We start from the raw sequence: 24933 nt of genomic DNA on the forward strand, positions 1-24933 counted from the left end.
TAAATCCAATGCCATTGATCACCACGCTTACCGATGCCGACTATGCATCTGCCGCCCAGACTCTTGGATGCGATATCCCCGCCATTAAGGCTTTCTCCATCGTTGAAAGCGGCGGTCAATCCGGATTCCTTCCCGACGGCAGACCAAAAATTCTCTTCGAAGCCCACATTTTTCATGAGCAAACCTCTGGAAAATTTGACGACCACAAAGATAGGTCCGGCGTCCTTCTGTCGACCTCGACATGGATTCCCTCGCTATACGGAGCACCAGGCACACATCAGTGGGACCGGCGCGATGATGCGGCCGCCCTGGATCCAACGGCTGCCGATTCTGCGTGTAGCTGGGGCGAATTTCAGATCATGGGATCGAACCATGCCGCAGTGAGCTTTGAAAACGTCTCCGATTTCGTAAAAGCCATGAAATCTGGAGCTGGAGCACACCTCGATGCATTCGTTGCCTTCATTCAGTCAGCAAGACTAAACCAAGCCCTGAAATCCCACGACTGGCAAACCCTCGCTCGTGGCTACAATGGCCCAGGCCAAGTTTTCGGATATGCCTCGAAACTACAAGCTGCTTATAGCCGCCTGATTACTACGCAAGCGGTGTAATTATTTCACGAATTCCAGCGAGATCTGAGCATCCGCGTGGTAATCTAAATCAACAGAGTTCCATAAATTTACGGAGGACTTAAATGTCTGCTACCACAACTACGGCTGTCGTCGCCACGACTACGGCAACACCATCGAAACTGTCAGCGATCCTGACTAAAGTCGCCAGCCACCTTCAACAGCCTACCTCGATTACGGGCCTGGGTATGATCGTGGGCGCTGCGGTAGGTGCCGCTTATAAGGTCATCTCGATTTCTGATGCGGTTCCCGTAGCCGTCGGTGGCGCTACGATGTTGGCCATTCCAGACAACTCAAAAGCTAGCGCAGATGCGGTTACCCTCGCAAAAGCTGCCATTGCAGCGGTAACGACCAAGTCGGCTAGTTCGGTCGCCCTGGCTGCTGAAGATGGCGTGACCCTCGCAACGGATATCAGCCCGACAACCGGCGCCCAACTTGCCTCGACCGCCGAGGCCTTGATCGCAGAAACCGCAGGATCAGCTGATCCTGTCGTCGCTGCCGCAGCCCCAGTTGTCGCGGCCGCCGCGCCGGTGGTTACCGCCGTCGCCCAGGCTGTCGAAGCCGCAGCTCCTGCGACCGGTGCAGCAACCATTGCAACGGAGGTTTCAGCCGTGGCAGGCGAGGCGGCTACGATCGCCAAAGCTCTCTAATCTCGTCTAGATATCCGATCTGAATTGGCCGCCCTGGGAAACCGGGGCGGCTTTTTTTGATTCCGGGATGGTGTGAAGCGGGTTAGCATCCTCCCGGATGAGAAAGGGGTGTGAAAAGCATGCTAACAACCGATGAAGCCGTCGCCAGAATTCTGGCCGAGATACCTGGGCTGAAAGAACTTCGGGGCACATTTAAGTCCTACCCTGGCCCAGATAATAAAATGAAATTCTCAGTCAAATTCTCATATATTGATAAAGATTTCGAGGTGACCGGACATCTCCAACGACTAAGAGATGTTGATGAGCGCATGATCAGCCAAATACGGGCAATGGCCCACGCCAAGGCTGCGGAGACCTAAGTCTAGTAGATCTCCGAAAATAAAAACGATTCAGTTTGCGACTGCCCATTGACCATATTACGAAACCGATCTAGATCGCTCAACCCCGGTTGAGGGGTCTATTTCGGGGGTCCAGATGTCGGCTACTGCATTTATCTCGTGCCCATTTTGCAAAGGCTCCATTAGCCCCGATGCAACCGTCTGCCAGCATTGTAGGGCGGTCAAAGAAAGTTACAACGGCAACGCGATTGGTCTCCTGGCTCTCATTGTGTTGCCGTCAACATATCTCGGGCCACCCATTCTTCTTCTCTACGCCATCTGCTCAAAAATGGGCGCTAACACCGATGGGTGGACGTGGCTCGATATTGTCGGGGTCGTCCTGGGCAGCGTTGTTTGGATTTGGATCGGCACAAAATTTCTCGGAAAAATCAACAAAATTCCCGAGAAATTTATTTGGAAGCGATACGCTTAATGCCTCGGAAAACTTTAATATTTGTCGCGACGACATTCCTAGGAGGCCTTATCATAGGCCTCCTCATGTCAGTTTAGTTGTCATCAACTCCGAGTAGCAACTCGTGCGCCATGTGATGCCGAATTGCAACCGATGAAGGTGAAGACTTGCATTTTCTGCATTTCAATCTGCTTATGACAGACGATAGCTGAACTTCACCGAGAGATTCGTGAAGGTATGTGCACTCAACCGTCGAGAAAGCCCTACACCAGCCGCACCGGATCTGGAGACGCCACCCCCGATGCTTGGAAAGTGGCTGACCCAGTTTTTCAATTGCGCGTTCAGTCAACATCGCAAAGCTGACGGACCAATTCTGGAAGGTGCCCGATATTAGTAGGTTTGTCTGCAAAAGTAATCGGACCCTTACTCAGTAGTCGGTAAGTAGGACGACACTTGGGATTCTACATGCAAGATATGATCGGCATGTTTCCTGTCGTTCGTCGGACAACTTACGGCCCGCTGAGTAAGATCTCTCATTTTCGTCTCGATGTATGGTTCGCCAGAACGCATCAAAATCGGCAATCCTGGATGAATCTTGCGGGCGATTTTACTCAGCACGATACCGTCTATTCCGGGCGGCATGTCATAATCGGTGATCAGCAAATCGATTTCGACGCCCGACCTTATGATCTCGGCAGCTTCGTCGCCGGACAGGGCGCCTATCACATCCCAGCCCTCTTTTTCCAGCTCCCGAACCGAAAAAAGAGTGGTGACCTCGTCGTCATCGACTACCAGGATATTGAGATTCGACATATCCACAGAGCTCCTTGTCGGCGTGAGTTCATAGAACATAAAGAGAACATTGGTTCAAGCCATCGTGCGATCACAGCTTGTAATCAAACCTGTGGCCACTATATATTTCGCAGATATCCGCCAGTTTTGGAGTGCCCGCGATGACCCAAACCGCTTATGAGGCCAAGGCAACCCGTGCCTGGCAGCTGATCCACGACGACAAAATCCCCGCCAAAAAGGCCGCCGTGACGCTCAAAATCGACCTGTCCGATCTCTATGAGATGCTAGCGTTTTCTAGGACTCGTCGAGAAATTTTGGACTCCCACAAGGCAACATTCGCCTCGATCTCTCGCTACAATCCGTCACCCGCCAACGCTGGCCACTCGGTCAGGCCGCCCGTTTCAGCCTAGGTCGCCGCTGCTCTACCAAGGCATCTAGGGCCTGACCAAGCAGCTCAGCCGTGGTCAGACATAGTTCATCCCTGGCCAGCCTGATCCTTTCGGCCAGCTCTGGTGACACAGTGAGCGCCACAGAACCATGAGTTTCCCTCCACCTGCGATGCCTTTCCCCGCCGGTCATAGGTCTCACACCTTTTGTCGGCCGACCCCGCTTTCTAGCGATCACTGCGCCACCCAGGATCTCCTTCACCACCAGGCCAACCGCATAAGCGAGGGGAGGCGGCACAGAGTTGCCAACTTGCTTCAAGGCCTCCGATTCCGAACATGGAAACCCGAAATTATCAGGAAATCCCTGGATTCGGGCGGCTTCTCTCAGTGTGAGCCATCGTGAAAAATGAGGGTGAATCCACTCAGAGAGGTCCTTTCCCATCTGAGCTAGCAACGTATGCGACGGTTTCGAGCCATCCAGCCGTCTCCATTTTTGGGCCCTGACACCATCCCAAAGCTCCGGCGGTAAGCTGTCCGCGTTCTGACCAGCGGCCAGGTGGGCAATCAGATTAGCGCGGCGAGGACCAATGCGTTTCGTATGATGCCCGGAAACCTTGAGGTTTCTACTGCGCCTTGTTCTCTGATAGTCGCTCGAGGGCTTTGATGCGTAGCCCACCATCTCACCGGGCTCGCATACCGCCTCCGGCAAATCCGAAATCGCTTCGTCGACCGAAATTACGGGCTGTCGGTGAGCATCGAGGCCAGATTTCAATAGGCCATCGAGCGATCCGGAAAGCCTCAAATCGTCGCGTGTTCCGACAAAAAGCACTCGCTTGCGGATCTGCGGCGCCCCAAAATCTGATGCATCTACTTGGACCAGGGTTACATTCGAGTATCCGATCGCCTGGAATTTTTGAAGGATTTCCCGTTTAAATTTTCCGAGACCTGACGACAGGATGCCAGGGACATTTTCCATGATAAACGATTTTGGCCTGATGGAATCAATAATTCTTGCAAACTCAACCCAGAGACCATTGCGCTCATCATCAGCATCGCGCGCTCCTATGCTCGAATGCCCCTGGCACGGAGGGCCTCCGTAGCATAAGTCGATTTCTTGGAGGCCATACAGCTCGCCATGACCTGATTTCGGCGCCAAAAATTTCTGGATATCCCCTTCATATAAAGGGACCGAGGGGAAATTGGCGCGATACGTTTGACAAGCCGACCGGTCCTTTTCGACCGCCACAGCGATCTGGTATCCGGCGCGTTCGATGCCAGCGCAAAATCCACCGGCGCCAGAAAAAAGAGAGATAGCCCTAAGCCTATACATGCTCATATAATCCGAAGCCCACACATAATCTTACCGGCCAAACAGGTTCAAACGCAATGATGTCTGCCCCAATTTCGAGGCCCGCTCCCGTTCATAGCGATCTGTTAACGCCACGACGGCTGGACGGAGATCGGGAGCTGATGGTCCAAGGTCTCCGTGCATAGTCACGCGGGCCTCAACCCCACTTAGCAAACCAAAACTCTCGAGTTTTCCGTCAGCATCGAATTTCCCGATTTTGGGTGACATAGAGTAGCCCGGGATCTGAAAAGTTTTGAATGCAATGATTACACCGCTCTGAACGCGTCGAGCGATTTGACGGACATCAATCGGAGTTCCGTTAACAAATTCTCCCCATCTCCAGCAAAACGTGTTGACATGGCAGGCCTGGATTTCGGACCAACCCTCCGGTTCTCCATCGATCTCGATTTCAGAATCCTCGGGTCCTACAAACCATCCATTGGGAATCTGAGCAGGTTTGGCGGGTTCGATTTTGATGGGGTTAACGAGTGCATTTAAGCGATCAAATTCAGCAGCGGGAACGCGCCATATTTTGTATGTTGAATCGAATTTGCCGCCTGAAAATTTGATAGTGTCGCGATGTCGGTAAGTATCGCCTGGCAGGTCTATGTAAACAGAATTGCTCATGTTGTCCTCACACTAGTATTCGGGGTTACTATTAGTGTGAGTGATCTAGAGCGCGAAAATCAAGTATATCGAGCATTATTTTTGTTTGCATTAGACATAAAAGAAATCTGATCGAGATAGTGGATCTCAGGCGCTTGGATCAGGCATACTATTTGTAGAGGGCATCTCCGCATGTAGATGCAATCGAGCTCATCAGTGGTCTCCAACGCGAGATGAGAAGTGCTTGTAGGGGTACGGGTGCGCAGAATCCTGGGATTGAGCTTGCTCTCCCAGGATTTTTGCTTTCTTGACATATCGTTTATATGTGTTCCGGAGCGGCCAAGCGATGCCAGGAGGGTTCTATGAATATCACACTCGGAAAGCTTGAGCAGATGAAGCCCAATTCTGAGTCGGTTCCGGTGTCTGATCCTGGGAGTGCCTAAGCTCATATGGCGAAGTCGACAGAGCATCCCAGAAAACACCATTACATCCCGGTATTTTACCTGAGGCGGTGGTGCCGACAAAGAGATGGACGGCTCGCGCAGTTTCATCGCGTTGGTCCGACCAAAAGGCTGTTCAAAAAATGGGTTTGCCCAACGGAAACAGGATACAAGGAAGGTCTCTATACCCTGCCGAATCTTGAGCCTGAGAATCAAAATTGGTTGGAAACCGAGTTTCTCGGCCTGGTCGACAAAAACAGCGCGGAGGCTAGAAATAAGCTGATCGCACACGAAGACTTGTCGCCAGACCTGAAGGATTCCTGGTGCAGATTTATAATGTCTATGATCCATAGAAATCCGGAGAAGATAGCCGAGATTAGTAAGGTCTGGTACGAGGGTTATGACGACCTCACGCGGCGATTGGAGCCTCGATATGACGAGCTTCGTCAGGAGGGCGACCCTCCCAACTATGCAGCCTACGTTGCGTCCCAGAAGCAGGGCACCAAAGAACGGCTATTTGCTAACCTGATTAAGGGGATGATGGATAGCGAGCCAATTGGACTCGTTTTGAACAATATGAGATGGGCAGTGTGGGATTTCCCTCACACATGGAAAACTCTGATGACGTCGGATCGTCCGATCGTCATGCCTCATGGATTGGCTCATGATGACTCGTATGTGGGTGTCGCGTTGAGCCCGAGACGCATGTTCTTGGCTTGCAATAACCGCGAGCGATACGAGAAGATTTTAAAAAATGTAAGTGGCGATAGACTGGTCGCAGCACACAATGACGCGGTAGTCCGTCAAGCAAAAGACTATGTTTATGCAGCAAGTCATTTTGATGAGTCATTCGTAGATAGTCGCCTAGGACATCAACCGCCGCAGTTCCTTGGCTGGATCCCAGGTCAATATAAGAAACCTGACGGATGGGATGCTATCCCACAATCTAAAGGTAACTTTCCTGCGGTGCCCGAAAAGCGAGAGGACTAGGTTTCATTTGCCAATTTGACGAAAAAGTTCGTTCCAGCCGCTTTCTTTAAAGAATTGCTTGCGTTGATCCATCTGCTCTTTGGTAGGCATGTATACTTGCACTTCATTCGCCCATCGACCAATGCCACTTACTTCCAGGTCAAGTCGCACAGACAGGCGATTATTAACAGGTTGAGAATCAAGCACAACCACTTCGTTAACCTTAATCACGCATCTTAATGGGGTCTCGGCGGTCCCGTTTATCTTATCTCGAACCGGGATGGAGGCTTGACGTATAACATCCAACTTGAACAGGAGATCTAGCCAGGGAGAGTCATGATATGCGCTATAATACTCATATAAACGAACGCCGAAAAGCTGATGAAAAGGGCTTTCACCGATTTGCATCGATAGAACTTCTCGAATCCGCTGCGGGAAATAGTCGCTGCCGGAAACCATTGCTATATCGCCAGTGGGCGTCACATAGATATCATTATTAATCGGATCGGTTGCCAGGCTTGTCCCTAAATCTTCAACACTAATTCGTTGCGAAGAGGGTAATATAGGGCAAACTAGGTGGTATTCGTCATAATGCCGCTTTAGGCTAGGTGAATGACTTAACATTCGACCGTCACCCAGTTCGTTGCTGATGATATAGCGATACTCTTCTGGCAATTCGCTGAAATGCTCAATTAGTGACAGAAGAGTTGCAATTTCGCCTTCGAGGAAATGCTTAAGATTAAGGGTCCAGGAATCCTTTGTGAATTCGACAACATCACCTGTGCAGATCACGCTGGTGCCAATACCCAACAGACCGGTTGGGATGTTGACGGCAGATCTGTTTCGTATCGCCAGCGAGCATTTCTGTTCGTGCGCGAGCCTTAGGCGCCGTAGCTCGGCTCTTGTATAAGTTACCTCGTCTCTGTCGATTTCAATTGAACATGTGGCGCAGAGCCAGATGCCATTTTCGATACCTGATCGCTGTTCGGGCGTCATGGAACTGTCGTATCGTCTCCCACCAGGTCCCGGTGCTGCGGCCGAAATATGCGCCGCTACACCCACCATGGTGACTGATTTGGTGCTTTCCTCACTCGGACCTACCGTAAGTTGTCCGCATTTTGAGCAGTGCCACCCAGCTCTGGCGGCCAGGGCCTGCTTATCCTTATCGGAGAATTCATCCCGGCTTGAACGAGCCATGATTAGCAGGCCTCTCCTTTTCTCGGCCTAGCCATAGCCCAGGCGCCCAATTGGGGCCAACGCTTAAAGCGGGCAAAAGAAGTACGGACCCGTCCAGGCCCTCACGATGCGATGATACCAGTTGCTCAAAGCCGACGTCGCTCCCAGAAACCTGGGAATCGCTGGTTGGCCTCGCTTTTGGCCCACGGCATCGGCGAGGTGATGTCCTGGGTGGACAAGAACAAAAAGGGAACTATGATGTTCCGCGCCCACGCGGGTCTCGGACCCGGCTTGGGAATGATGGTGCTGAGCCTGAGCGTTCGGATCTTGTGCGTCCTCAGTCGCGGATCTATCCGAACGAATGGTGAGATAGAGGAGGTTACGGTGGCGCGGATTGCTGTGGACCGGGGTCGACGTATGGCCGCAATACGCACCGGGAACACGAAGCCAGAGCTCGCCGTTCGCCGCGCTCTTCACGCCCGAGGGTTCCGCTATCGACTGCATGTCAAAGCCCTTCCGGGGACGCCGGACCTTGTTATGCCGGGGCGTCGGGTGGCTGTTTTCGTCCACGGGTGCTTCTGGCATGGGTGCTTAAAATGCGATCGGGGCATCAGGAGACCCAAGGAGAACGCCGAATTTTGGGCGAAAAAGCTCACACAGAACCAGGCTAGAGACAGTCGCAATGTCGTCGATTTACAGGCCTTAGGCTGGCGAGTCGTAACATTTTGGGAGTGCGACACCCGTTCCAAGGAAAAGCTGGAATCGGCCATCGACGGACTCCAAACTTTCGTGCGAGTCTAAGGATATGGATTGCGCTTCAACCACGCCTACGGGGGCACCAAACGCCTGGACGGTCGCCGACTTTTTTAGTTGTGGCGGCGGGACAAGCGCGGGCTTTTCTCGGCGACCGGACTTCCGCCTAGTGGGCGCAGTCGACCTTGAGATGGCAAAACCCTCAGGAGGCGAGGGGGCGTCTGACTGCAACGGGACCTACTTCGCAAATCACGGCGTCCGCCCGATGGCCCGTGACATGATGACGTTGCAGCCGTCCGAGTTCTCAGAGGCCATCGGTATCAACCGCGGCCAGCTCAACGTGATGATTTCGTGTGCGCCCTGCACCCATCTGTCGCGGGCCAATCCGAATAATCATCTTACCGACCGCCCGGAAAACACGCTGATCGGACGGAGCGCTGAGTTCGCGGTCAGCCTGATGCCCGAGGTGTTCTTCATGGAAAATGCCCGCGAACTCATCATGGGCAACTACCGACATCACCACGAGGCCCTAGTCAAAAAACTGAAGAAGGCCGGGTACAGAGTCCATTCCGACATTCATTTTCTGGATCGGTTTGGCCTTCCTCAGGTTCGGGAGCGCGCTCTAGTCGTGGCATCACGAGTCGGACCGGTTCGGACGCTTGAAGACCTGTGGAAGGGATGGAAGGTCCGGCCAGAGGCGACCACAGTCCGGGCTGCACTATCCCGCTTGGCCGAATGGAAGCGCGAGAACCCGGTAGATCCGGACGGCGATGTTTTTCCGGGCATGGGCCCCCTGGTTCAGAAGCGGATGGCTGTAACCCCCCATGACGGCGGGGGGTGGGCTGATGTCGCCCGGAACTCCCGAACGAGGAAACTGCTGACTAAGGACTGCCTGCGTCGATGGGAGCTCGGAGACCTTGGCTCTCATCCCGACGTGTATGGCCGCATGGCCTGGGACCGAGCGGCGCCCACAATTAAAAGAGAGTGCGCGCATGTGGGAAACGGTCGGTATGCCCATCCGACCGAGGATCGTCTCCTGACGGTGCGGGAGATGGCCTCGCTTCAGGGTTTCCCGTTCGACTACCGCTTCCCGGCTCGGGCCGTGGCTAACCGCTATCGGCATGTGGGTGACGCGGTGCCGCCGATGATCGCCTACCAGATGTCGGCTCTCGCGATGTGGATGAAGACGGGCGTCCGGCCGGAGCCCAAGGACTGGGTTATGCCGAACACCACCTTGCGTGTTGAGGATATTGTTGCAGCCTAAAGGCCGCACCAAAGCCTGACGCGCTGCTTGAAAGTTTCCCAGTGCTCCGGGTGCCGGATACGCCCTCCATCCCAGCCCCAAGCGTGATGGAGATTAAAGACGTCGGTGAAGCGGACAGTGTCACGGTTCTGAAGTGGCGCCCGTCCGCTCTTCCTGCCGGTTCCACCTTCTAAGATGTCCTTGGTGAGAAGGGCCATAAACAGGAATCGATCAGCGTTCACTTCAACCTTTGTTTCCCGTGAACCCAGAGCCAACCGTTCATGCAGATTGCTCGGATCTGTCGCGGTCTTCACCTCACCGACGGCAAACTCTTTAAGCTGTTGAGACCTCTGGACCGGGTGTTGGCGGACCTGGTTATACAGCGCCAGCGCTCCCTCTCCCCTAGTTAGTGGCTTCAGCGGTTTTGGAACCTTGGGCTTTTTGGAAGAATTCTTCGTCGCCTTGGGGGCGGCAACCTTTGGGAATTGCGGAAGCTGAACGAGCGGATAAAATATTGAGACGTCCGGGTCGCTTGAGAACACAACGAAACGCTCATTGTTCAGAACCAGCGCCTTTATCTGCTTCGCCTTAATGTCAGTTTTCGTGCCCGAGACCAGATATTCAGCAATAGCCTCGGGAGACTTGTTCCTGAGGATGGAGGGCGAAGTCCCCACAATTTCGATAATGCTTCCGGGCGAAATTTCGTCAATGGCATCGATGAACGCAATGGCCGCACCCATGGCGCCCACAGCCCCTGAGAAATTCTGGCTCGATCCATGAATGCCCAGGTGCCGATGGTAGGCGAGGAATGTCTCAGGCTGAACGCCTGTCCGGCGGATCCAGGCGAGGTGTAGATTGAGACGCTTTACCTCGTCAGCCAGCTCAGCCCGGCTTCCGCCGCCGATCTGGCTGGAGAACCAGGGATAAAGGTCTCGCTTCTGCTTATCGGAGAGTCCCGTCATGTCTAAGAAGGTCGCGATTGTGGCCTTTGAGCGAGCGAGGGCGACCTCGATATGGAGAAACAGCCTCCCAGGGTCGGTTTTGGCCGCAACCGCCTTAGCAACATCAACGGGGTCGACGCCAGACTCGACCAGCAACACGCTATCATTCCAGTCGACTTCAAGGTCTTCTCCAGCGGCGGCTGCATGAGCGAGGGGAGCTGATAGAGCCTTGGTAATGCCTGCCAGCCGCACGCGGGCAAACGCTTCCATGAAGGCAACAGATTCCTCTTTTGACTGGGCGCAGCGAGCGAGTTGCTGCGCGAAATCCTGCATGCTCAGAGCCACTGGATCGTCCCGATATCGATCTAGGAGAGGATCACGTCCAGCCCTGTCGAGCAATGCCTCGCGGGCTCGCTCGACGGCATGGCGCCATTCGTCTCTGAGGGGGTGTCTAGTCGCGCAGAGCAGTCACCCGCGGGAAGGCTTTCTCCGACGATATCCTTTGCCTATTTACTAGGCATGAGCACGACAACCGAACTAGCAACCGGACCAGAGGCTTGGCGGCTAATCCATGAGGATGGGTTACCAATTAAGCAGGCCGCCGCACGCCTCGGCATGGCAGTGGCGGACGTATATGAGCTCCTCGCTAGAGAGCGTTCTAGGCGAGATATTGCCACCCACAGGGCTGCCGCCCTGGGTCGGAGCGGGCCTTCAAAGTGAGGGCGTCCGAGCAAACTCCTGCTACACCCTTTGCTACACCCCTTATGCGGCATGCGCTTTCAGTGCGGTTTGTTCGGTATATAAATCATTGAAATACATTGAAACCTAGGTAGGGCCTGGGTTTCGGTGGGCGCCAGAAACGAATTGCTAAACCGTTGTACAGGGTCAACCTGTACCGTGAGTTCGAATCTCATCCCCTCCGCCAATTCTCTCCTGCAATTCCAACAATAAATTGCGCCGGATCCTGCGTACCGGCGTTGGCGCCGTTGGCCAGAACCGGGCGGCGCCGATTAAGGCCTGGTGGTTTTCCGCAGATCCGCTGTCACGCGATCGATGACAGACTCCCAATCGCCAGGCTGGTCCTGCTGGTACACACGCAAACTCGGATACCAGGGGCTGTCTTCACGTCCCAAAAGCCAGCGCCAGCACGAGTCGAATCTATTGAGCAACCAGATCGGTTTGCCCAGGGCCCCTGCCAGATGTGCCGTCGCGGTATCGACCGAAATAACGAGATCCATCTGGCTGATCAGCGCAGCCGTATCGGCGAAATCGGTCATTTGATCCATGACGTCGATCAGCGGGAAATCGGCCGGTGCGGCCGGTCCGGCTTTCTGCAGACTGAAGAATTCTATGCCCGGCATTTGCAGCAAGGGCGCGAGCAGGTGAGGTGACAGGGATCGCCGCCGATCCACCGCCGCTCTGGCTGGGATGTCCTTATAGGCATTGCCCGCCCAAACCAGGCCGACGCGCAGCGGGCGATCTGGTAGCGCAGGCAAGTGATTCCGCCAATGATCGACCAGCGACGCATCGGCCTGCAGATAGGCTGGAAACTGCGGAACGGTATCGATCGTCGTTCGAAAAGCCAGCGGCAGGCTCAGCAGGGGACAATGCAAATCAAAGCTCGGACGCTTGTCCCCGTAAGCGATAACCTTGGCGACGCCCGGCAGTGTTTGCAGCAGGCGCAGCAATGGCGCCTGCACTTCCATAATCACAGTCAAGCCGCGCGATGCGGCAAGGGTGGCATAGCGGCAGAACTGGATCGTATCGCCAAGACCTTGTTCCGCGTGAAGGAGGATGGTCTGCCCTTCCGCGGACTCACCCTTCCACTGCGGTTGCAGGAATTGCTGTTGGGCGGATCGCATCAGCGGCATTTGCCAGCGCCACTCATGCTCCACCCAGCCTTGCAGCATGTCGCCCTTCAGCAGCAATGCATTGCCCAGATTGTGATGGGCCGCTGCATCCTGCGGATCGAGCGTGATGCATCTGCGGTAGCAGCGAATGGCCTCATCGATTGCGCCTTGGTCGCGCAGCGCATTACCGAGATTGTTGCGAATGCGGTTATCCGCCGGCCTGACGTCGATCGCCTTCCGGTAACAGGTAATCGCTTCATCCAGCCTGTTGTGATCGCGCAGCGCATTGCCCAGGTTCAATATAATATCGGCATTGCCGGGGCTGAGGGCAATCGCCTGCTCGTACATGGCGATCGCTTCGGGCAATCGGGCCTGCAGAGAATAGGCATTCGCGAGATTGAAATAGGCTCCGGCGAAATCCTTCTGAAGATGGATCGCCTGCCTATAGGCAGCGACGGCATCTTCGATCTTCCCTTGCCCGCTCAACGCCATGCCAAGATTATTATAGGCGATCGGATCATGGGGGGTTTGGCGCAGATAGGCGCGGTATCCGACGATAGCCTTTTGGAGATCGCCCCTCTGATGCTGTTGAATGACGGCCATCAGCTGTGAGCGCGCCAAGGCCGCAGGCTGGTCCCTCGGCTGGTCGCCGTCTCGGTGAGACTCGGCCCTGCGCTGCTTTCGGTTCATAAAATCTTCAATCTGCTAGGCTTTTAGCCGCCTGGACGGTTTCCGCGCCGCATCCTGCGGTTTGGGGTGTCGGCAGTCAATCGCCGGCGCTTTGTCCTGTGGAAAGGACGCCATTGCAGCCTCAGCATCCTGCGCCTGGGCGGTGGCGGTCGATCGTCGCGTTGGTGGTTCGGTGTTTCGCTAAAAATTAGTGAAAATTTCTTGCTAAAACGTTATGAATTGATTTGCCTGTTGGTCGTGTTATGTGTCGAGGCTGAATCCCGAAGGCGTTTCCTGCGACGGCCAAGCCAATAGCGAGAGAGGATAAAATCCCGTGAAGAGGTCAGAACCCAGCATCATGGGCGGGGAGGGCAACATCCCATTCTACGCGCGCAGCCGGGATGAACGTTTGGCGCTGACGGAGGCCGCGATGCGCGGCAAAAGCACCCTCATCGCGCGTTGGGTGGCTTTGGACAATGCAGAATCGTCGCATTGGAACGCGCGCGCGGCCCTCGCGGCCGGCTTGCTGGAAGATCAGCCTTCGGTCGCGGATTTTGGCTGCGGGACTATGACCTTGGCGGCGTATCTAAGGCCCAACCAGCGCTATATCCCGATAGATGTCATTGCCCGTGACGATAGAACCATCCTCTGCGATTTGAACAGACAAATGCTTCCGGAAACCGAGGCCACCGCCGCGGCATTCTTAGGCGTTCTTGAGTATCTTTACGATCCGCAGGCGGTTCTCCGAAACGCGGGTCATCAGTACGGGACAATGGTGGTCAGCTATTGCATCACGGATGCGCCCGATCCGCTGGAGAATCGGCGCGAGCACGCCTGGGTCAATGATTTTTGTGAAGCCGAGGTGATCGCACTTTTTCACTCGGCCGGCTGGCTGCCGGACGAGGGAAGAATGGTCGATGGGTTGCAAAAAATATGGCGCCTGCAAAACCCCCTCGTACAGTCGGAACTTTAGAAGACGCCAACGCTTATCGGCGGTCTTGGAACGCCGCGCGATCTCATCCCCGACCCTCAGGGTCACGCGAGACCGGCATCATCGGCGATATTGATCAAGCAAACAGATCGGGCTTGCTCCGCATCAGATCGATCATGCCGGCATATTGTCCACCGAAGGAGAAGTGACCGGCGACCGCATGGGTGGTGACAACGATGGGCCTGGAATGAAGCATGGCCGCAGCACAAATATGCGCTTCATCGCCGCCCAGCGTATTCATCCCGGCCAGCAGCTTGCGACGATGGACCGTGAAATAGCCGAACGTCTCCCAGAAGCTGCGCTCGAAAACGATGATGCCAATGCTGAACTGGATAGGGCTCAACAGATCGTCGGACTCCGCCTGGCCCAATTGCTGCGCCAGCTCGTCCAAGGGCGAAGTCTTTTCCCAGATCCAGCGCGCGACAATGGGATCGGTATGAATGGGCAGGCCGGAGGTCGCGAGGCGGGCCTTGCCGAAACGGGCCTCGAATTCGGCGAGCAAGCCAAGCCTGCTCAACAAAGGACGGTAGCAGAAACCATTCAGCGGGATCATCGGCGCGACGAAACCGGGGTCCACCTTGCCACTGTCCTTGATACGCTTGTATTCGCGGACAAGGTTCACAATCGTGTCAGGCAGCAGGAACATATCCTCGTCAAGCTTCACGATCCATTGGGCTTGATCGAACTGCTTGAAGCAGATGTTTTGTGCGAGCGAGACATCATTGGTGGATGTCGCCAGATAGCTCCAATTCTCGGCCTTGCAGAGATCGGCAAGGGCTTGGTCCCTTTTGCCCGGCGAGACAAAGCAGATGTCAGCGCCGTTCATGGCCCTGATCGCCGCCTTCAACCGCGGCATCACAAGCGGCCAAAGATCCTGCTTATATCCGGCAAGAATGGTGACAAGAACATTCGCATTGACGCGGCGGTCGTCGAAGGTCACGCGGTCATGGAATTTCGAATAGGCGTCGGCGACCTGGGCCGCGCGTTTCACCGCACCATAGGCTTGAGAGCTGATCGCGCTGCGCAGCGACAGCCTCGGCTTATCGCTCATCACCGCTGTCCGCGCCGATGGCAACAGCTTAGTCCCGGTCGAGATATTGGCTTGCGCCACAGGCCTCTCCTTCAGACAAGAATAAGGGCAGCCATCACATCAAGCTTTAAGCCAAAGCTCTCAAGCTCGCTCTAAGGGGTAGGGCACTACCCATTCGGCTAGGGTGCATCGCTAGTTTTCCCCTCTTGAGACTCAGGCAATAGATCAGACATCTAGCCAGACTTTCTCCATCCCGAGGACGTGCATATGGCTGATCAATCCTCCCCTACCCAAGTTGCGCAACGCGCCCTGGCCTTTCCAGAAGAACAGCGATCTTCAACGGATAAAGCGGGCGAGCAAGGTTTTACGGGATTGGATTCTCGCCAATTGGAGATTGAGGCGATGAGCCATACGGTGATGTCAGCGCCTGACAGCCTTATCAAGGCAAGACTTGCAATGCCGGACTTGGATGAGAGCGAGCGTGACGGCCTGGACTTGTCGCGGCGTAAGCTGCGCGCCCCGCGTATCGCGATCGTCCATGAATGGCTTCAGGTCAATGCCGGTTCCGAACGCGTGCTGGAACAGCTTCTGCTCTGCTTCCCGGATGCCGATCTGTTTGCGACGGTCGATTTCATGTCGCCCAAGGAACGCGCCTTTCTAAAAGGCCGTAAGGTGACGACGACCTTCATTCAAAAACTGCCCGGCGCAAAGCGCCTGTTTCGGCACTATCTGGGCCTGATGCCGATGGCGATCGAGCAGCTTGACGTCAGCGCCTATGATATTGTGATTTCAAGTAATCATGCCGTCGCGAAAGGCGTTTTGACCGGTCCCGATCAGGTCCATGTCAGCTATGTCCATTCACCCATGCGCTATATCTGGGATTTGCAGCATCAATATTTGCGGCAGGCCGGTCTCGGTTGGAGCCTCAAGGCGATTTATGTGCGCTGGCTCTTTAACAAGATGCGGTTGTGGGACTTCGCGAGTGCGCAGCATGTGGATCATTTCATCGCGAATTCCCGCTATATCGCCCGGCGTGTGAAAAAGGCCTATGCGCGTGACGCGAGCGTCATTCACCCGCCCGTTGATGTGACGGACTTCACCATCGGCCGGCAGAAGGGTGACTTCTACCTGCTGGCCGGCCGCTTCGTGCCCTATAAGCGCGCGGATCTGGTGGTGAGTGCCTTCCAGGCCGACCCCGGTCGCAAGCTGGTGGTGGTCGGTGACGGGCCGGAGGCAGCCAAGGTTCGCGCCGCAGCTAAGGGCGCGTCCAATATCGAGTTCCGCGGCTCCGTTCCTAAAAGCGAGCTCATCGATCTGATGCAAGGCGCGCGCGCCGCGATCTTCGCGGCCGAGGAAGACTTCGGCATCGCCATGGTCGAGGTCCAGGCTTGCGGCACGCCGGTGATTGCCTTTGGCAAGGGCGGCGCGCTGGATATCATCGAGACCGCCGAAGAGGCTTGCCCCACTGGCATCCTTTTCGATGATCAATCCGTCGAAAGCATCAAGGATGCCTTGGCAAGGTTCGACGCTATGGCGGCAGATATCGCGCCTGAAACCTGCCGCGCCAATGCCTTGCGCTTTTCTGAGGAGCGATTCCGCGACCGCATGCGGTCCTTCGTGCAGGACATGGCGGGTGCCGAAGTCTGACGGCGAAAGCGCTAGCTCACAGCGGCTAGCGCGTCAGGCTTGATCGCGGGCCGCCGCTTGCTCTCTTGCCTTCAGGTATCGGCGGCGCGGCGGGGGCGGACCCTGTCGCGGAGGATCCGGGCGACATCCGTCACATGACGCGGCGTATCCGACAAAGCGGCCAGAGAGGCCAAGGTAAACTCCCGCTCATGCTTCAAAAGATGCAGAGTGAAGGCCGCGCTGAGCAGCAGCTCGCTCGTGATCAGCGCGATCGCAGCTCCGGTCGCCCCCCAGGCGAAGCAACCGCCGACCAGCAGCACAAGATAAAGCAGCGTGAAGACGATGGTTATGCGGGAGACGTCGCGGCTCCAACCCAGCGGGATCAGGAACTGCCGAGCCAGCGTGCCGGCAATGCCTGTCAGCAAGGGCAAGGCTGAGAGCCAGCGGAGCACATCGGCTGATTTGTGGAATTGCGGCCCCAGGACGATGGTCGCAATGGGATCGGCGCCGAGGAAGAAGACCGCGCCGAGGGCGACGGCCACCAGAAGCTGAAAGCCCAGGAAAGGGCCGGCGACCTTGGCCGCGGCCAGGCGTGACTGGGCCAGAAGCGCGTTAACGCGCGGATACATGACCATGCTGGCAGGCACGGTCAGCGCCATAGCAATACGGGTCATACGATCGGCACCGGCGAAAAGCCCGACCTGCGCGGAGCCGGCGACGAGCGCGAGCACGAGCGGTGCGGCGGTCGAATAGGCGATCCAGCTGCTCTGAGACAGGAAGTAATGGCGATATTGCCAGATCTGCCGCACGGCCGAGCGCAGCGGAAACCTCGGCCGGCCCATCTTGAGATAGCGACAGGCGATGTAGAAGCCGGCAAGGCCGCTGGCGATTGATCCGACACCCTGAAGCGCGCAGGCGATCCAGGTATCCTTGGGGCCATGCACCATGATGAAGGTCAATAGAACCACCAGGCTGCGGCCGGCTATGGAATAGATGGTGAACATGCCCATGCGTTCCAGACCCTGCACGAACCAGTCGACGGTGACGACGGCACCGAAGATGTTCAGCAAGCCCGGCAGCAGCAGATAGATCGGTGCGGGCACGCGATTCAACGGCAGCAGAGCGAATAGGACGGCCGTGGAGAGCAGGGAGAGCAGCATCTTGGCGGTCATGGTCCGCCAGAAGATGTCACGCAGCTTATCCTCATCCCCGCTGGCCTGGGCCACGTCGCGCGTGGATCCGAGCGAAAAGCCCCAGTCGATGATGATATAAAGATAGGCGTTGATGCTGATGACGAAGGCGAGGACACCGTAATCCGCGACACCCAGGGTGCGGGTCAAATACGGTACGTTGATCGCGGCCAGCAGATAGCCGCTTGCTTGAAAGACGGTCGTAGACACCAGATTGCGCCCGAGGCGCTTGAGCATGGCCGTATCAGCCAAGGGAGTTCTCCGTCTCGGCAGCGATAGGGAGCGGAGCAAAACCGATCGTCATACTGTCCTTGCTGTCTTGCTAGTCTGGCTGAACTATTCGCGAGGTTGAGAACCGGTCTTTTGTCCAATCTCAAGCGCTATCCCACGTTTAAAAGTATTGCCCTTTCCCGGTCGAGGAAAATACGCCTTTTGATGGTATCGCTCTCACTAGTTTAGAGAGCAACGCAGTTTCGCGTCGGGATCGCGCTAAGGAACCCGCAAAGCTACCTCGTTCGAGGGATCTTTCATCCCATCAGACAGATGGCGGCGCAAGGAGGGAGCGTTTAGCAGCGGCATTGTCATTATCCGAGGCCTTCTGCCATGCTCGATCTCATTCGTGACGCCGATATCGTCATCATCGGGTCCGGATTTTCCGGTGCTGTGATTGCGGAAAGATGCAGCACCGAGCTTGGCTTGAAGAGCGTGATCCTGGACCGCCGCGCCCATGCCGGCGGCAATTCCTATTCGGAAATCGACCCCGATACCGGTATCGAGGTGCATAAATATGGCGCGCATCTCTTCCATACATCCAATTCCGAGGTATGGAGCTATATCAATCGGTTCACGGAATTCACCGACTACAAGCATCGCGTTCTCTCCGCCTATCAAGATAAAATCTATGCGATGCCGATCAATCTGCTGACCATCTCGCAGTTTTTCGGCAAGTTCATGACGCCGGAATCCGCCATGGCGCTGATCGCCGAGCAGCGCGGCGAGATGGCAGGCAAGACGCCGCGCAATCTGGAAGAGAAGGCGATTTCGCTGATCGGGCGGCCGCTGTATGAAGCCTTCATCCGTGGCTATACCATGAAGCAATGGCAGACTGACCCACGCGATTTGCCGGAAAACATCATCACGCGGCTGCCGGTGCGGACCGATTTCAACACGCGCTATTTCGAGGATCGCTTCGAAGGCCTGCCGGTCAATGGCTATGCCGCGATCTTCGAGCGCATGCTGGCCAGCGACAAGATCGAAGTCGTGCTCGACACGGATTTCTTTGACCTGCGCAGCCAGATCGAAGCCATGGGCAAGCTGGTCTTCTATACCGGCCCCTTGGACCGCTTCTACGATTACCGCTTCGGCGCGCTGGGCTGGCGCACGGTGGATTTCGAGCGTGACGTCATCGGCACCAAGGATTTTCAGGGCGCGCCGGTGATCAATTACGCGGACGAGGATATTCCCTATACGCGGATCCTTGAGTTCCGGCACATGCATCCCGAGCGGAATTATCAGACCGAAAAGACCGTCATCTTCCGCGAGTATTCGCGGGCGGCGGAGAGCAAGGACGAACCGTACTATCCGATCGGTCGCAGCGTCGATAAGGACCGCTACGATCAATATCGTGCGCTTGCTGCGGCTGAGGAGAATGTGGTCTTCGGTGGGCGTCTGGGCACTTACCGCTATCTCGACATGCATCAGGCGATCGGCGCCGCGCTCTCGATTTTTGATCGCACGATCAAGCCGCGTCTCACGCAGCCGGAGCAGGTATCTGGCCGCAAGGTTGCGGCTTATTCCGACTGATAGGACAGGTCATCCGCGCCATGCTCGCGCGGATGACCAATTATCTAATAAAACCTGACAGACTTTGGCGCAGTTACTGGCGTGCCGGCGGCGGAATGCGGATGATGACCGCGTGATCGCTGAGCGTGAGGTTTGCCAGGCTGACATTGTGCAGGCTTTGCTGCGGTGCCACGCCCTTGGCGATGTCGAAAACCTCCATCAGGGCTTGCGGCTTGCCGAAGGTGACGGAGATGCTGTCCTGGCCGGTCTTCCGCTCATCCCAGATCACCAGATCGAATTCGCCGCTGCTTTTCTGCAGCAGCAGATCATGGACGGTAGTCGCGCCGGTCTTGATTGAGAAGGCAAGTTCGCCGGGTTGCGGCAGCGGATGGCGGTCAGCCAGGATTGTCGTCAGATTGTGGATATAGACGGCGGCGGGCTTCGCACGATCGCCGGCGAAAAGCCCTTGATGACCCGTGCCGCCTTCCTCATCCTTCAGCTCATAGATGAAGGTAAAGCGCCAGCCGCGCTTGAACTGGGCAAGGTAGGTATTGCTCAGGACAGCCGCCTGGGCGGCTTCGCCGCCGGGATCGGAGATGCTGTCCCAACCGGTCTCAGTCGTCACCCTGGGCTGCAGCAGAAGCGCCGCATTGCTATAGCCCTGATATTGGCGGAGCCAGGTCCTGCCGGAATTGCCGTATAGCCCGTCCCAGCGCCCGTTCAGCACCGGATCGGCGGCAGACCAGGCCTGGTTGTTGCTATAGCCACCCTGCGTTCCGCTGACATAGTTATGGACGTTCAGATCGTCCGAATAGCGGGTATCGGGCGGCGCGGCGCCGGCGAAATCCTTCGGCGTGGTGCGGAATTGCAGGCCGACATTGTCGGTCTCGGCGCCGGTCTCCGACGGACCGAAGACAGGATGGGTTTTGAGCAGCGGGTCCGTCTGCACGGCCTGATAAAGCGCGGATTGGAAGGCGGCCACCGCCTTCCAGCTATGGCCTTGGCCGCCGCCTTGTTCGCCGTGGAAATGGATCGGGAAATTATTGGGCTCGTTCGGGCCTTCCAGGGCCAGAAGGGCACCGGCCTTGGCCAGCGTCCGGCCTGCGTCCAGCTCACCGTCCAGATCGCCATAGCCGGTGATATCGAAGCGCAGGCCGGTCGCCTTGGCAATCATCACGTCGCTGTCGATATGGCGAATGCCATCCCGCACCGCACGGACGCCCAGATAGCGCAGAGGCTCGATATAGGTTTTCGGGTCATAGCCCTGGTCGACATGGGTATTGACGCCAAGGGAGGAGAGAAAGCGATCTGCGCTTTGCGCGCGGATGGGCTTCACCGGTCCATTGTCCAAGCCGCTAGTGTCGCCCTGCACGCCGGCCAGGGCTGACATCGGCAAAGCCAGAACGCAGATGAGGGAGATACGGGGCAGGGCGCTGGTATTATGCGTCACACGGGGCAATCAGTCTCGTCTTTCGATGAGGGGAAAACCACTTCGACTGGGCGAATTCGGCTGGCCGAAATCATCCCGCGCCAGCCTTTTGATAGATAGCACAAAACCGTCCATCAGGTGATGTCACCTGATGGCATTTTGCGTCAATGCGCGCCCGTGCGTGCCAGGACTGCGGGCAGGGTCTTCAACAACACCGTGATATCCAGCCAGACGCTCCAGTTGTTGACATACCATACATCAAGCTGAACACGCCGCGCATAGGTCGTATTGCTGCGGCCACTCACCTGCCACAAGCCGGTCACGCCAGGGCGGGTATTGAAATAATGGGCGATGTCGTCACCGTAGAAGCGCACTTCGCTTTGCACGATCGGGCGCGGCCCGACCAGGCTCATCTGCCGGCGGATGACGTTGACCAGCTGCGGCAGCTCATCCAGGCTCGTTTTGCGCAGAAAGCGTCCAAAGGGCGTGACACGAGGGTCATGACGCAGCTTCTGCGTCAGATCCCACTCGGCCTTCAGCTCCGGATCACGCGCCAGGGCCTCCTGCAGCACGCGATCACCATCGACGACCATGGTACGGAATTTCAGGCAAGGAAACATCTTGCCGCCGATGCCCAGGCGCTGATGGGCAAAAAACAGCGGCCCATTGGAGAAAAGGTTGAAGATGGCGGCGACGAGAAAGATCGGGCTCGACAGAATGAGGAGCAGGATCGCGGCCAGGACGTCGATGCCGCTTTTCACGCTCTGCGCCAGACTGCGGTGCGATCCATGCTGAAAGCTCAGCATCACCACATCCTGGCTGAAGAAGCGTGTCGTCCGCCAGCCGAGCGCGGGCATGGCCTGCGGGCCCGGGACAACACCGAAGGGGACCTTATCGCGCAGCGCCTGGTCGATCAGCTGGCGTTGCAGCGCGCTGTCATCGTCAAGCGCGAAGAGGATTTTGCCGGCCTGGTGACGTTCCAGAATGCTCCAGAGAAAGGAGCTGTTGGATTGCAATACGATCCGCCTGGGGTCGATGCGGCTAACAATGGCATAGCCAAGGCCGGGGTCCGACGCGATGGCGGCTTCGACGGCGATAGCGGCCTCTCCGGTTCCGATCACGACGATGGGAAGGCGCCAGAGGCCGACCTGCGTCAGCATGGACTTCGTCAGTGCATTCGCGAAGGTTGCGATAAAGGGGAATAGGACCAGCGTCGCCAAGCCGGAAAGGTGGCTGTCGATCCTATTGTTCAGCAAGCTCGCCAAAATATAGGCGCCCACCGCCCAGCCGCCGATGCTGAATATCTGGCTCGCCTCCGTCCAGAACGGCGTGCGTGTCGTGTAGCGGCCACGTATGGCGAGATAGAGAACGACAACGCCCAGGATGACCGTCACGTCAAGCAAGTTCGGCGCGACAGACTGTAGGGTTGCGTGATGATCGACGGCGGAGAGCAAGGCTGTGCCACCGACCAGACCCTGTGCCAGCATGGCCGAGACGATATCGGCTGCCAGAAAAGCCATCGCGCAGATGGCGGGTGAAAATTTTGGTTGAGCACGCGACAGGAAATCGATGTGATTTTCTGCCATGCCCGGAGAAATCGGATGACCCTTCAAAGTCGTCAAGCAATCCCCCTGCACAAACGTGTTTCCGAATGCGCCTAGATTTAGAGCCCAGCGACAAAGTTGAGAGGCTGCCAGTTTGGCCGAGCGCTGGGTCGAGAGGGTTAGGGTCCAAACCTTAGTTTTGGCAGGGCGGCTATCCACAGGAATGAGGTCGCCGCCTAACTCTACCCAGCGAGGTAGGGTTAACGGTCCGGATGGCTTGGGAATTTTTCAGATTTATCGCCGAATAGGATTATGCTGCGTTGCAACACAAGGGGCTAATACGCCTTTTAGTGGATTATCGCTTCATCCGCCTATTCCCTAAAGGCGAGGGGGGACTGATCAAGCGGTTCTTATCACCTTCCTGTTGGGTGGGGCAGGATCCGGCCGCTGGCCCGGGTCCTGGCCCGGCTAAGCTTGTTTGCGGTCAAGGGGGCGTGCAAATTTGTTCTTAATCCGCGTTATGTTAGGGACTTGCGGCGCTTAACCTCGATGCTTTTCTCGCCTGCTCAAAGCATCCCGATCTGATAGTATCGCCGACACTTGAGTATCGCTGACACTTGAGTATCGCTGACACTTGATTATCGCTGACACTGGCCGACTATTCTCGCAACGCCGCCCTTCTGACGGATCATTCCTTGATAGAGTTCCTCTCGCCCAGTTCCTCTCGCGGCTTTTTCACCGCGCCGCGCGCCTGGATGCTGCCCTTGCTGGGCACAGGCTTGGTCGCCTGGGCAATGCCTGCCCAGGCGCAGACCACCGCGGATGCCTATTTTCCGACCGGCACCTACGGCTATGACCAGGACCTGGGCGTCACCGTTCTGACCCGCGCGAGGCCGGAATACGACGAGCAGGGCATCCGTTTCGGTGGGTTTACCGTTCGTCCCCAGCTTGATCAGTCCCTGTTCGACAATACGAATGTCAACGGCACGGCCGGCGGCGGCTCGGGAAGCTGGGGTTCGGAGACGTCGGGCAGCGTCACAGGCCAGTCGGATTGGAGCCGCAACAGCCTGCAGGCGACAATGGGCTTCGACCATCTCAGCTATTTTCAGCTTCCGAATGACGATTACACCAACTGGAATATCGGCATCGGCGGCGGCTATACCATCGCCGGCGGCCAGCTGAAGGCAAGCTATTCCCATTCCACCTATAATCAGCTTGGCACGCAGATCGGCATGGCCAGCTCGGACCAGCCGTCCTTGAACGTCACCGATACGGGCGAGATTTCCTACGATTTCAATCTCGGTCGCGTCACCATCACGCCCTCGATCGATTTCAGCGCCTATCGCTTCGGCGACATCACCACGAATGGTCAAAGATCGAGCCAGACCTATCTCAACCGGGATGTGGTGGCTGGCGGCTTGGTCACGCGTTACGAGCTGACGGGCGGCACCGGCTTGCTTCTGGTCGCGAGAGGCAGCGGTTCGAACTACATCGACCAGACGGACGGGCAGGTGAATAATGACTCGACCAGCGGCATGGTGCTGGCCGGGCTGGACTATCAATCCGAAAATGTCTGGCGTTATTCCTTTCTGGTCGGCGTCGAAACCACCTCCTTCGCGGCGTCGCAATATGGCACCTATACCGTGCCGGTTCTGTCCGGCCAGCTTGTCTGGACACCGACCCCGGTACTGACCTTGATCGGCAATCTCTCGCGTTCGGTCGAGGATACGGATGTCACCGGCAATGCCGGCTATGTCCAGACCCAGGGCAAGCTCGTCGGCGATTATGAGTTGATGCGCAATGTGCTGCTGGAAGGGCGGGTCAGCCTGCAGCATGTCTCCTATCTGCAGGGTGGTACGCAGATGAGCGAAACGGTGGGCGGCGGCGTGACCTGGCTTCTCAACCGCAAGATGCAGCTATCGCTGAATGACGACTTTACCAATCAGAACGCGCCCAGCAGCGGCACGGTCGTCAGCACAGGTCAGCTCAGCGGTGCCTATACGCAGAATATCCTGATGCTGACGCTGCAATTCGCCTTCTGAAGCGTCAGCATTCCGCAAAAAAGCCCGCGCGTTGGTAAACGCGCGGGCTTTTTTTGGGGCT

At 56.6% G+C, this 24933-nt stretch carries 21 protein-coding genes; 11 read left to right on the plus strand and 10 right to left on the minus strand.

All coding sequences use genetic code 11. The annotated features are described in order from the left end of the window. Positions 1-8: 8 nt before the first annotated feature. The 3 genes from ACELLULO517_RS15890 (at position 9) to ACELLULO517_RS15900 (ending at position 1635) form a co-directional block, all read left to right on the plus strand. Positions 9-608 (plus strand): N-acetylmuramidase family protein, encoded by a 600-nt coding sequence (locus ACELLULO517_RS15890; RefSeq protein WP_227308391.1) that lies wholly within the window; start codon positions 9-11, stop codon positions 606-608. Positions 609-691: 83 nt separating this feature from the next. Next, on the plus strand, positions 692-1276 hold the full coding sequence (locus tag ACELLULO517_RS15895; protein ID WP_227308392.1) for a hypothetical protein: 585 nt from the start codon (positions 692-694) through the stop codon (positions 1274-1276). 110 nt (positions 1277-1386) lie between these two features. Further along, a complete protein-coding gene (locus ACELLULO517_RS15900) occupies positions 1387-1635 on the plus strand; it encodes a hypothetical protein (RefSeq protein ID WP_227308393.1) in 249 nt (82 codons plus the stop codon). A gap of 853 nt (positions 1636-2488) precedes the next feature. Here the strand turns inward: ACELLULO517_RS15900 and ACELLULO517_RS15905 are convergent. Continuing rightward, positions 2489-2878 (minus strand): response regulator, encoded by a 390-nt coding sequence (locus tag ACELLULO517_RS15905; protein ID WP_227308394.1) that lies wholly within the window; start codon positions 2876-2878, stop codon positions 2489-2491. A 140-nt stretch (positions 2879-3018) separates the two neighbouring features. Here ACELLULO517_RS15905 and ACELLULO517_RS15910 point away from each other — a divergent pair, with 140 nt between their 5' ends. Next, positions 3019-3267 (plus strand): hypothetical protein, encoded by a 249-nt coding sequence (locus ACELLULO517_RS15910; protein ID WP_227308395.1) that lies wholly within the window; start codon positions 3019-3021, stop codon positions 3265-3267. Here the strand turns inward: ACELLULO517_RS15910 and ACELLULO517_RS15915 are convergent. Together ACELLULO517_RS15915 and ACELLULO517_RS15920 are read right to left on the minus strand one after the other, a co-directional pair. Beyond that, entirely contained in the window at positions 3245-4573 is a 1329-nt protein-coding gene (locus ACELLULO517_RS15915; RefSeq protein ID WP_227308396.1) for a DNA cytosine methyltransferase, read from the minus strand. The two genes, ACELLULO517_RS15910 and ACELLULO517_RS15915, sit on opposite strands and share 23 nt — an antisense overlap. A gap of 30 nt (positions 4574-4603) precedes the next feature. Further along, on the minus strand, positions 4604-5218 hold the full coding sequence (locus ACELLULO517_RS15920; RefSeq protein WP_227308397.1) for a hypothetical protein: 615 nt from the start codon (positions 5216-5218) through the stop codon (positions 4604-4606). A 428-nt stretch (positions 5219-5646) separates the two neighbouring features. Between ACELLULO517_RS15920 and ACELLULO517_RS15925 the strand changes: the two genes are divergently transcribed. Beyond that, positions 5647-6627 carry a DUF4238 domain-containing protein gene (locus ACELLULO517_RS15925; protein WP_227308398.1) on the plus strand — a complete coding sequence of 327 codons (981 nt, stop codon included), beginning with the start codon at positions 5647-5649 and terminating at the stop codon, positions 6625-6627. A 3-nt stretch (positions 6628-6630) separates the two neighbouring features. Here ACELLULO517_RS15925 and ACELLULO517_RS15930 read toward each other — a convergent pair whose 3' ends face one another. Further along, entirely contained in the window at positions 6631-7803 is a 1173-nt protein-coding gene (locus ACELLULO517_RS15930) for a hypothetical protein (RefSeq protein ID WP_227308399.1), read from the minus strand. Between the two features lie 279 nt (positions 7804-8082). Between ACELLULO517_RS15930 and ACELLULO517_RS15935 the strand changes: the two genes are divergently transcribed. Together ACELLULO517_RS15935 and ACELLULO517_RS15940 are read left to right on the plus strand one after the other, a co-directional pair. Beyond that, a complete protein-coding gene (locus tag ACELLULO517_RS15935) occupies positions 8083-8583 on the plus strand; it encodes a very short patch repair endonuclease (RefSeq protein WP_264481539.1) in 501 nt (166 codons plus the stop codon). Between the two features lie 4 nt (positions 8584-8587). After that, on the plus strand, positions 8588-9799 hold the full coding sequence (locus ACELLULO517_RS15940) for a DNA cytosine methyltransferase (RefSeq protein WP_227308400.1): 1212 nt from the start codon (positions 8588-8590) through the stop codon (positions 9797-9799). Here ACELLULO517_RS15940 and ACELLULO517_RS15945 read toward each other — a convergent pair. Then, positions 9796-11052 (minus strand): hypothetical protein, encoded by a 1257-nt coding sequence (locus ACELLULO517_RS15945; protein ID WP_227308401.1) that lies wholly within the window; start codon positions 11050-11052, stop codon positions 9796-9798. The genes ACELLULO517_RS15940 and ACELLULO517_RS15945 overlap by 4 nt on opposite strands. 677 nt (positions 11053-11729) lie before the next feature. Further along, a complete protein-coding gene (locus ACELLULO517_RS15950) occupies positions 11730-13190 on the minus strand; it encodes a tetratricopeptide repeat protein (protein ID WP_227308402.1) in 1461 nt (486 codons plus the stop codon). Between the two features lie 382 nt (positions 13191-13572). Between ACELLULO517_RS15950 and ACELLULO517_RS15955 the strand changes: the two genes are divergently transcribed. After that, a complete protein-coding gene (locus ACELLULO517_RS15955) occupies positions 13573-14211 on the plus strand; it encodes an RRP8 family class I SAM-dependent methyltransferase (protein ID WP_227308403.1) in 639 nt (212 codons plus the stop codon). A 94-nt stretch (positions 14212-14305) separates the two neighbouring features. On the opposite strand, the gene ACELLULO517_RS15960 is transcribed toward ACELLULO517_RS15955, so the two are convergent. Continuing rightward, positions 14306-15340: a hypothetical protein gene (locus ACELLULO517_RS15960; protein ID WP_227308404.1), complete on the minus strand. Its 1035-nt coding sequence runs from the start codon at positions 15338-15340 to the stop codon at positions 14306-14308. A gap of 321 nt (positions 15341-15661) precedes the next feature. On the opposite strand from ACELLULO517_RS15960, the gene ACELLULO517_RS15965 reads away from it, so the two are divergent. Then, positions 15662-16906 carry a glycosyltransferase gene (locus ACELLULO517_RS15965; RefSeq protein ID WP_227308405.1) on the plus strand — a complete coding sequence of 415 codons (1245 nt, stop codon included), beginning with the start codon at positions 15662-15664 and terminating at the stop codon, positions 16904-16906. 71 nt (positions 16907-16977) lie between these two features. Here the strand turns inward: ACELLULO517_RS15965 and ACELLULO517_RS15970 are convergent, their stop codons facing one another. After that, a complete protein-coding gene (locus ACELLULO517_RS15970) occupies positions 16978-18327 on the minus strand; it encodes an oligosaccharide flippase family protein (protein ID WP_227308406.1) in 1350 nt (449 codons plus the stop codon). A 351-nt stretch (positions 18328-18678) separates the two neighbouring features. Here ACELLULO517_RS15970 and glf point away from each other — a divergent pair, with 351 nt between their 5' ends. After that, the gene (gene glf, locus ACELLULO517_RS15975; RefSeq protein WP_227308407.1) at positions 18679-19878 is read left to right on the plus strand and encodes a UDP-galactopyranose mutase; all 1200 of its coding nucleotides are present in this window, start codon (positions 18679-18681) and stop codon (positions 19876-19878) included. Between the two features lie 73 nt (positions 19879-19951). Here the strand turns inward: glf and ACELLULO517_RS15980 are convergent, their stop codons facing one another. Beyond that, the gene (locus tag ACELLULO517_RS15980; protein WP_227308408.1) at positions 19952-21316 is read right to left on the minus strand and encodes a hypothetical protein; all 1365 of its coding nucleotides are present in this window, start codon (positions 21314-21316) and stop codon (positions 19952-19954) included. Positions 21317-21450: 134 nt separating this feature from the next. After that, positions 21451-22908 carry an exopolysaccharide biosynthesis polyprenyl glycosylphosphotransferase gene (locus tag ACELLULO517_RS15985; protein ID WP_227308409.1) on the minus strand — a complete coding sequence of 486 codons (1458 nt, stop codon included), beginning with the start codon at positions 22906-22908 and terminating at the stop codon, positions 21451-21453. Positions 22909-23525: 617 nt separating this feature from the next. Between ACELLULO517_RS15985 and ACELLULO517_RS15990 the strand changes: the two genes are divergently transcribed. Then, positions 23526-24872, plus strand: coding sequence for an outer membrane beta-barrel protein (locus ACELLULO517_RS15990; RefSeq protein WP_227308410.1), 1347 nt, complete (start codon positions 23526-23528; stop codon positions 24870-24872). The last annotated feature ends 61 nt before the right edge of the window (positions 24873-24933 follow it).

Source organism: Acidisoma cellulosilyticum (genome assembly GCF_020621385.1).
In the GTDB taxonomy this organism is placed as follows: domain Bacteria; phylum Pseudomonadota; class Alphaproteobacteria; order Acetobacterales; family Acetobacteraceae; genus Acidisoma; species Acidisoma cellulosilyticum.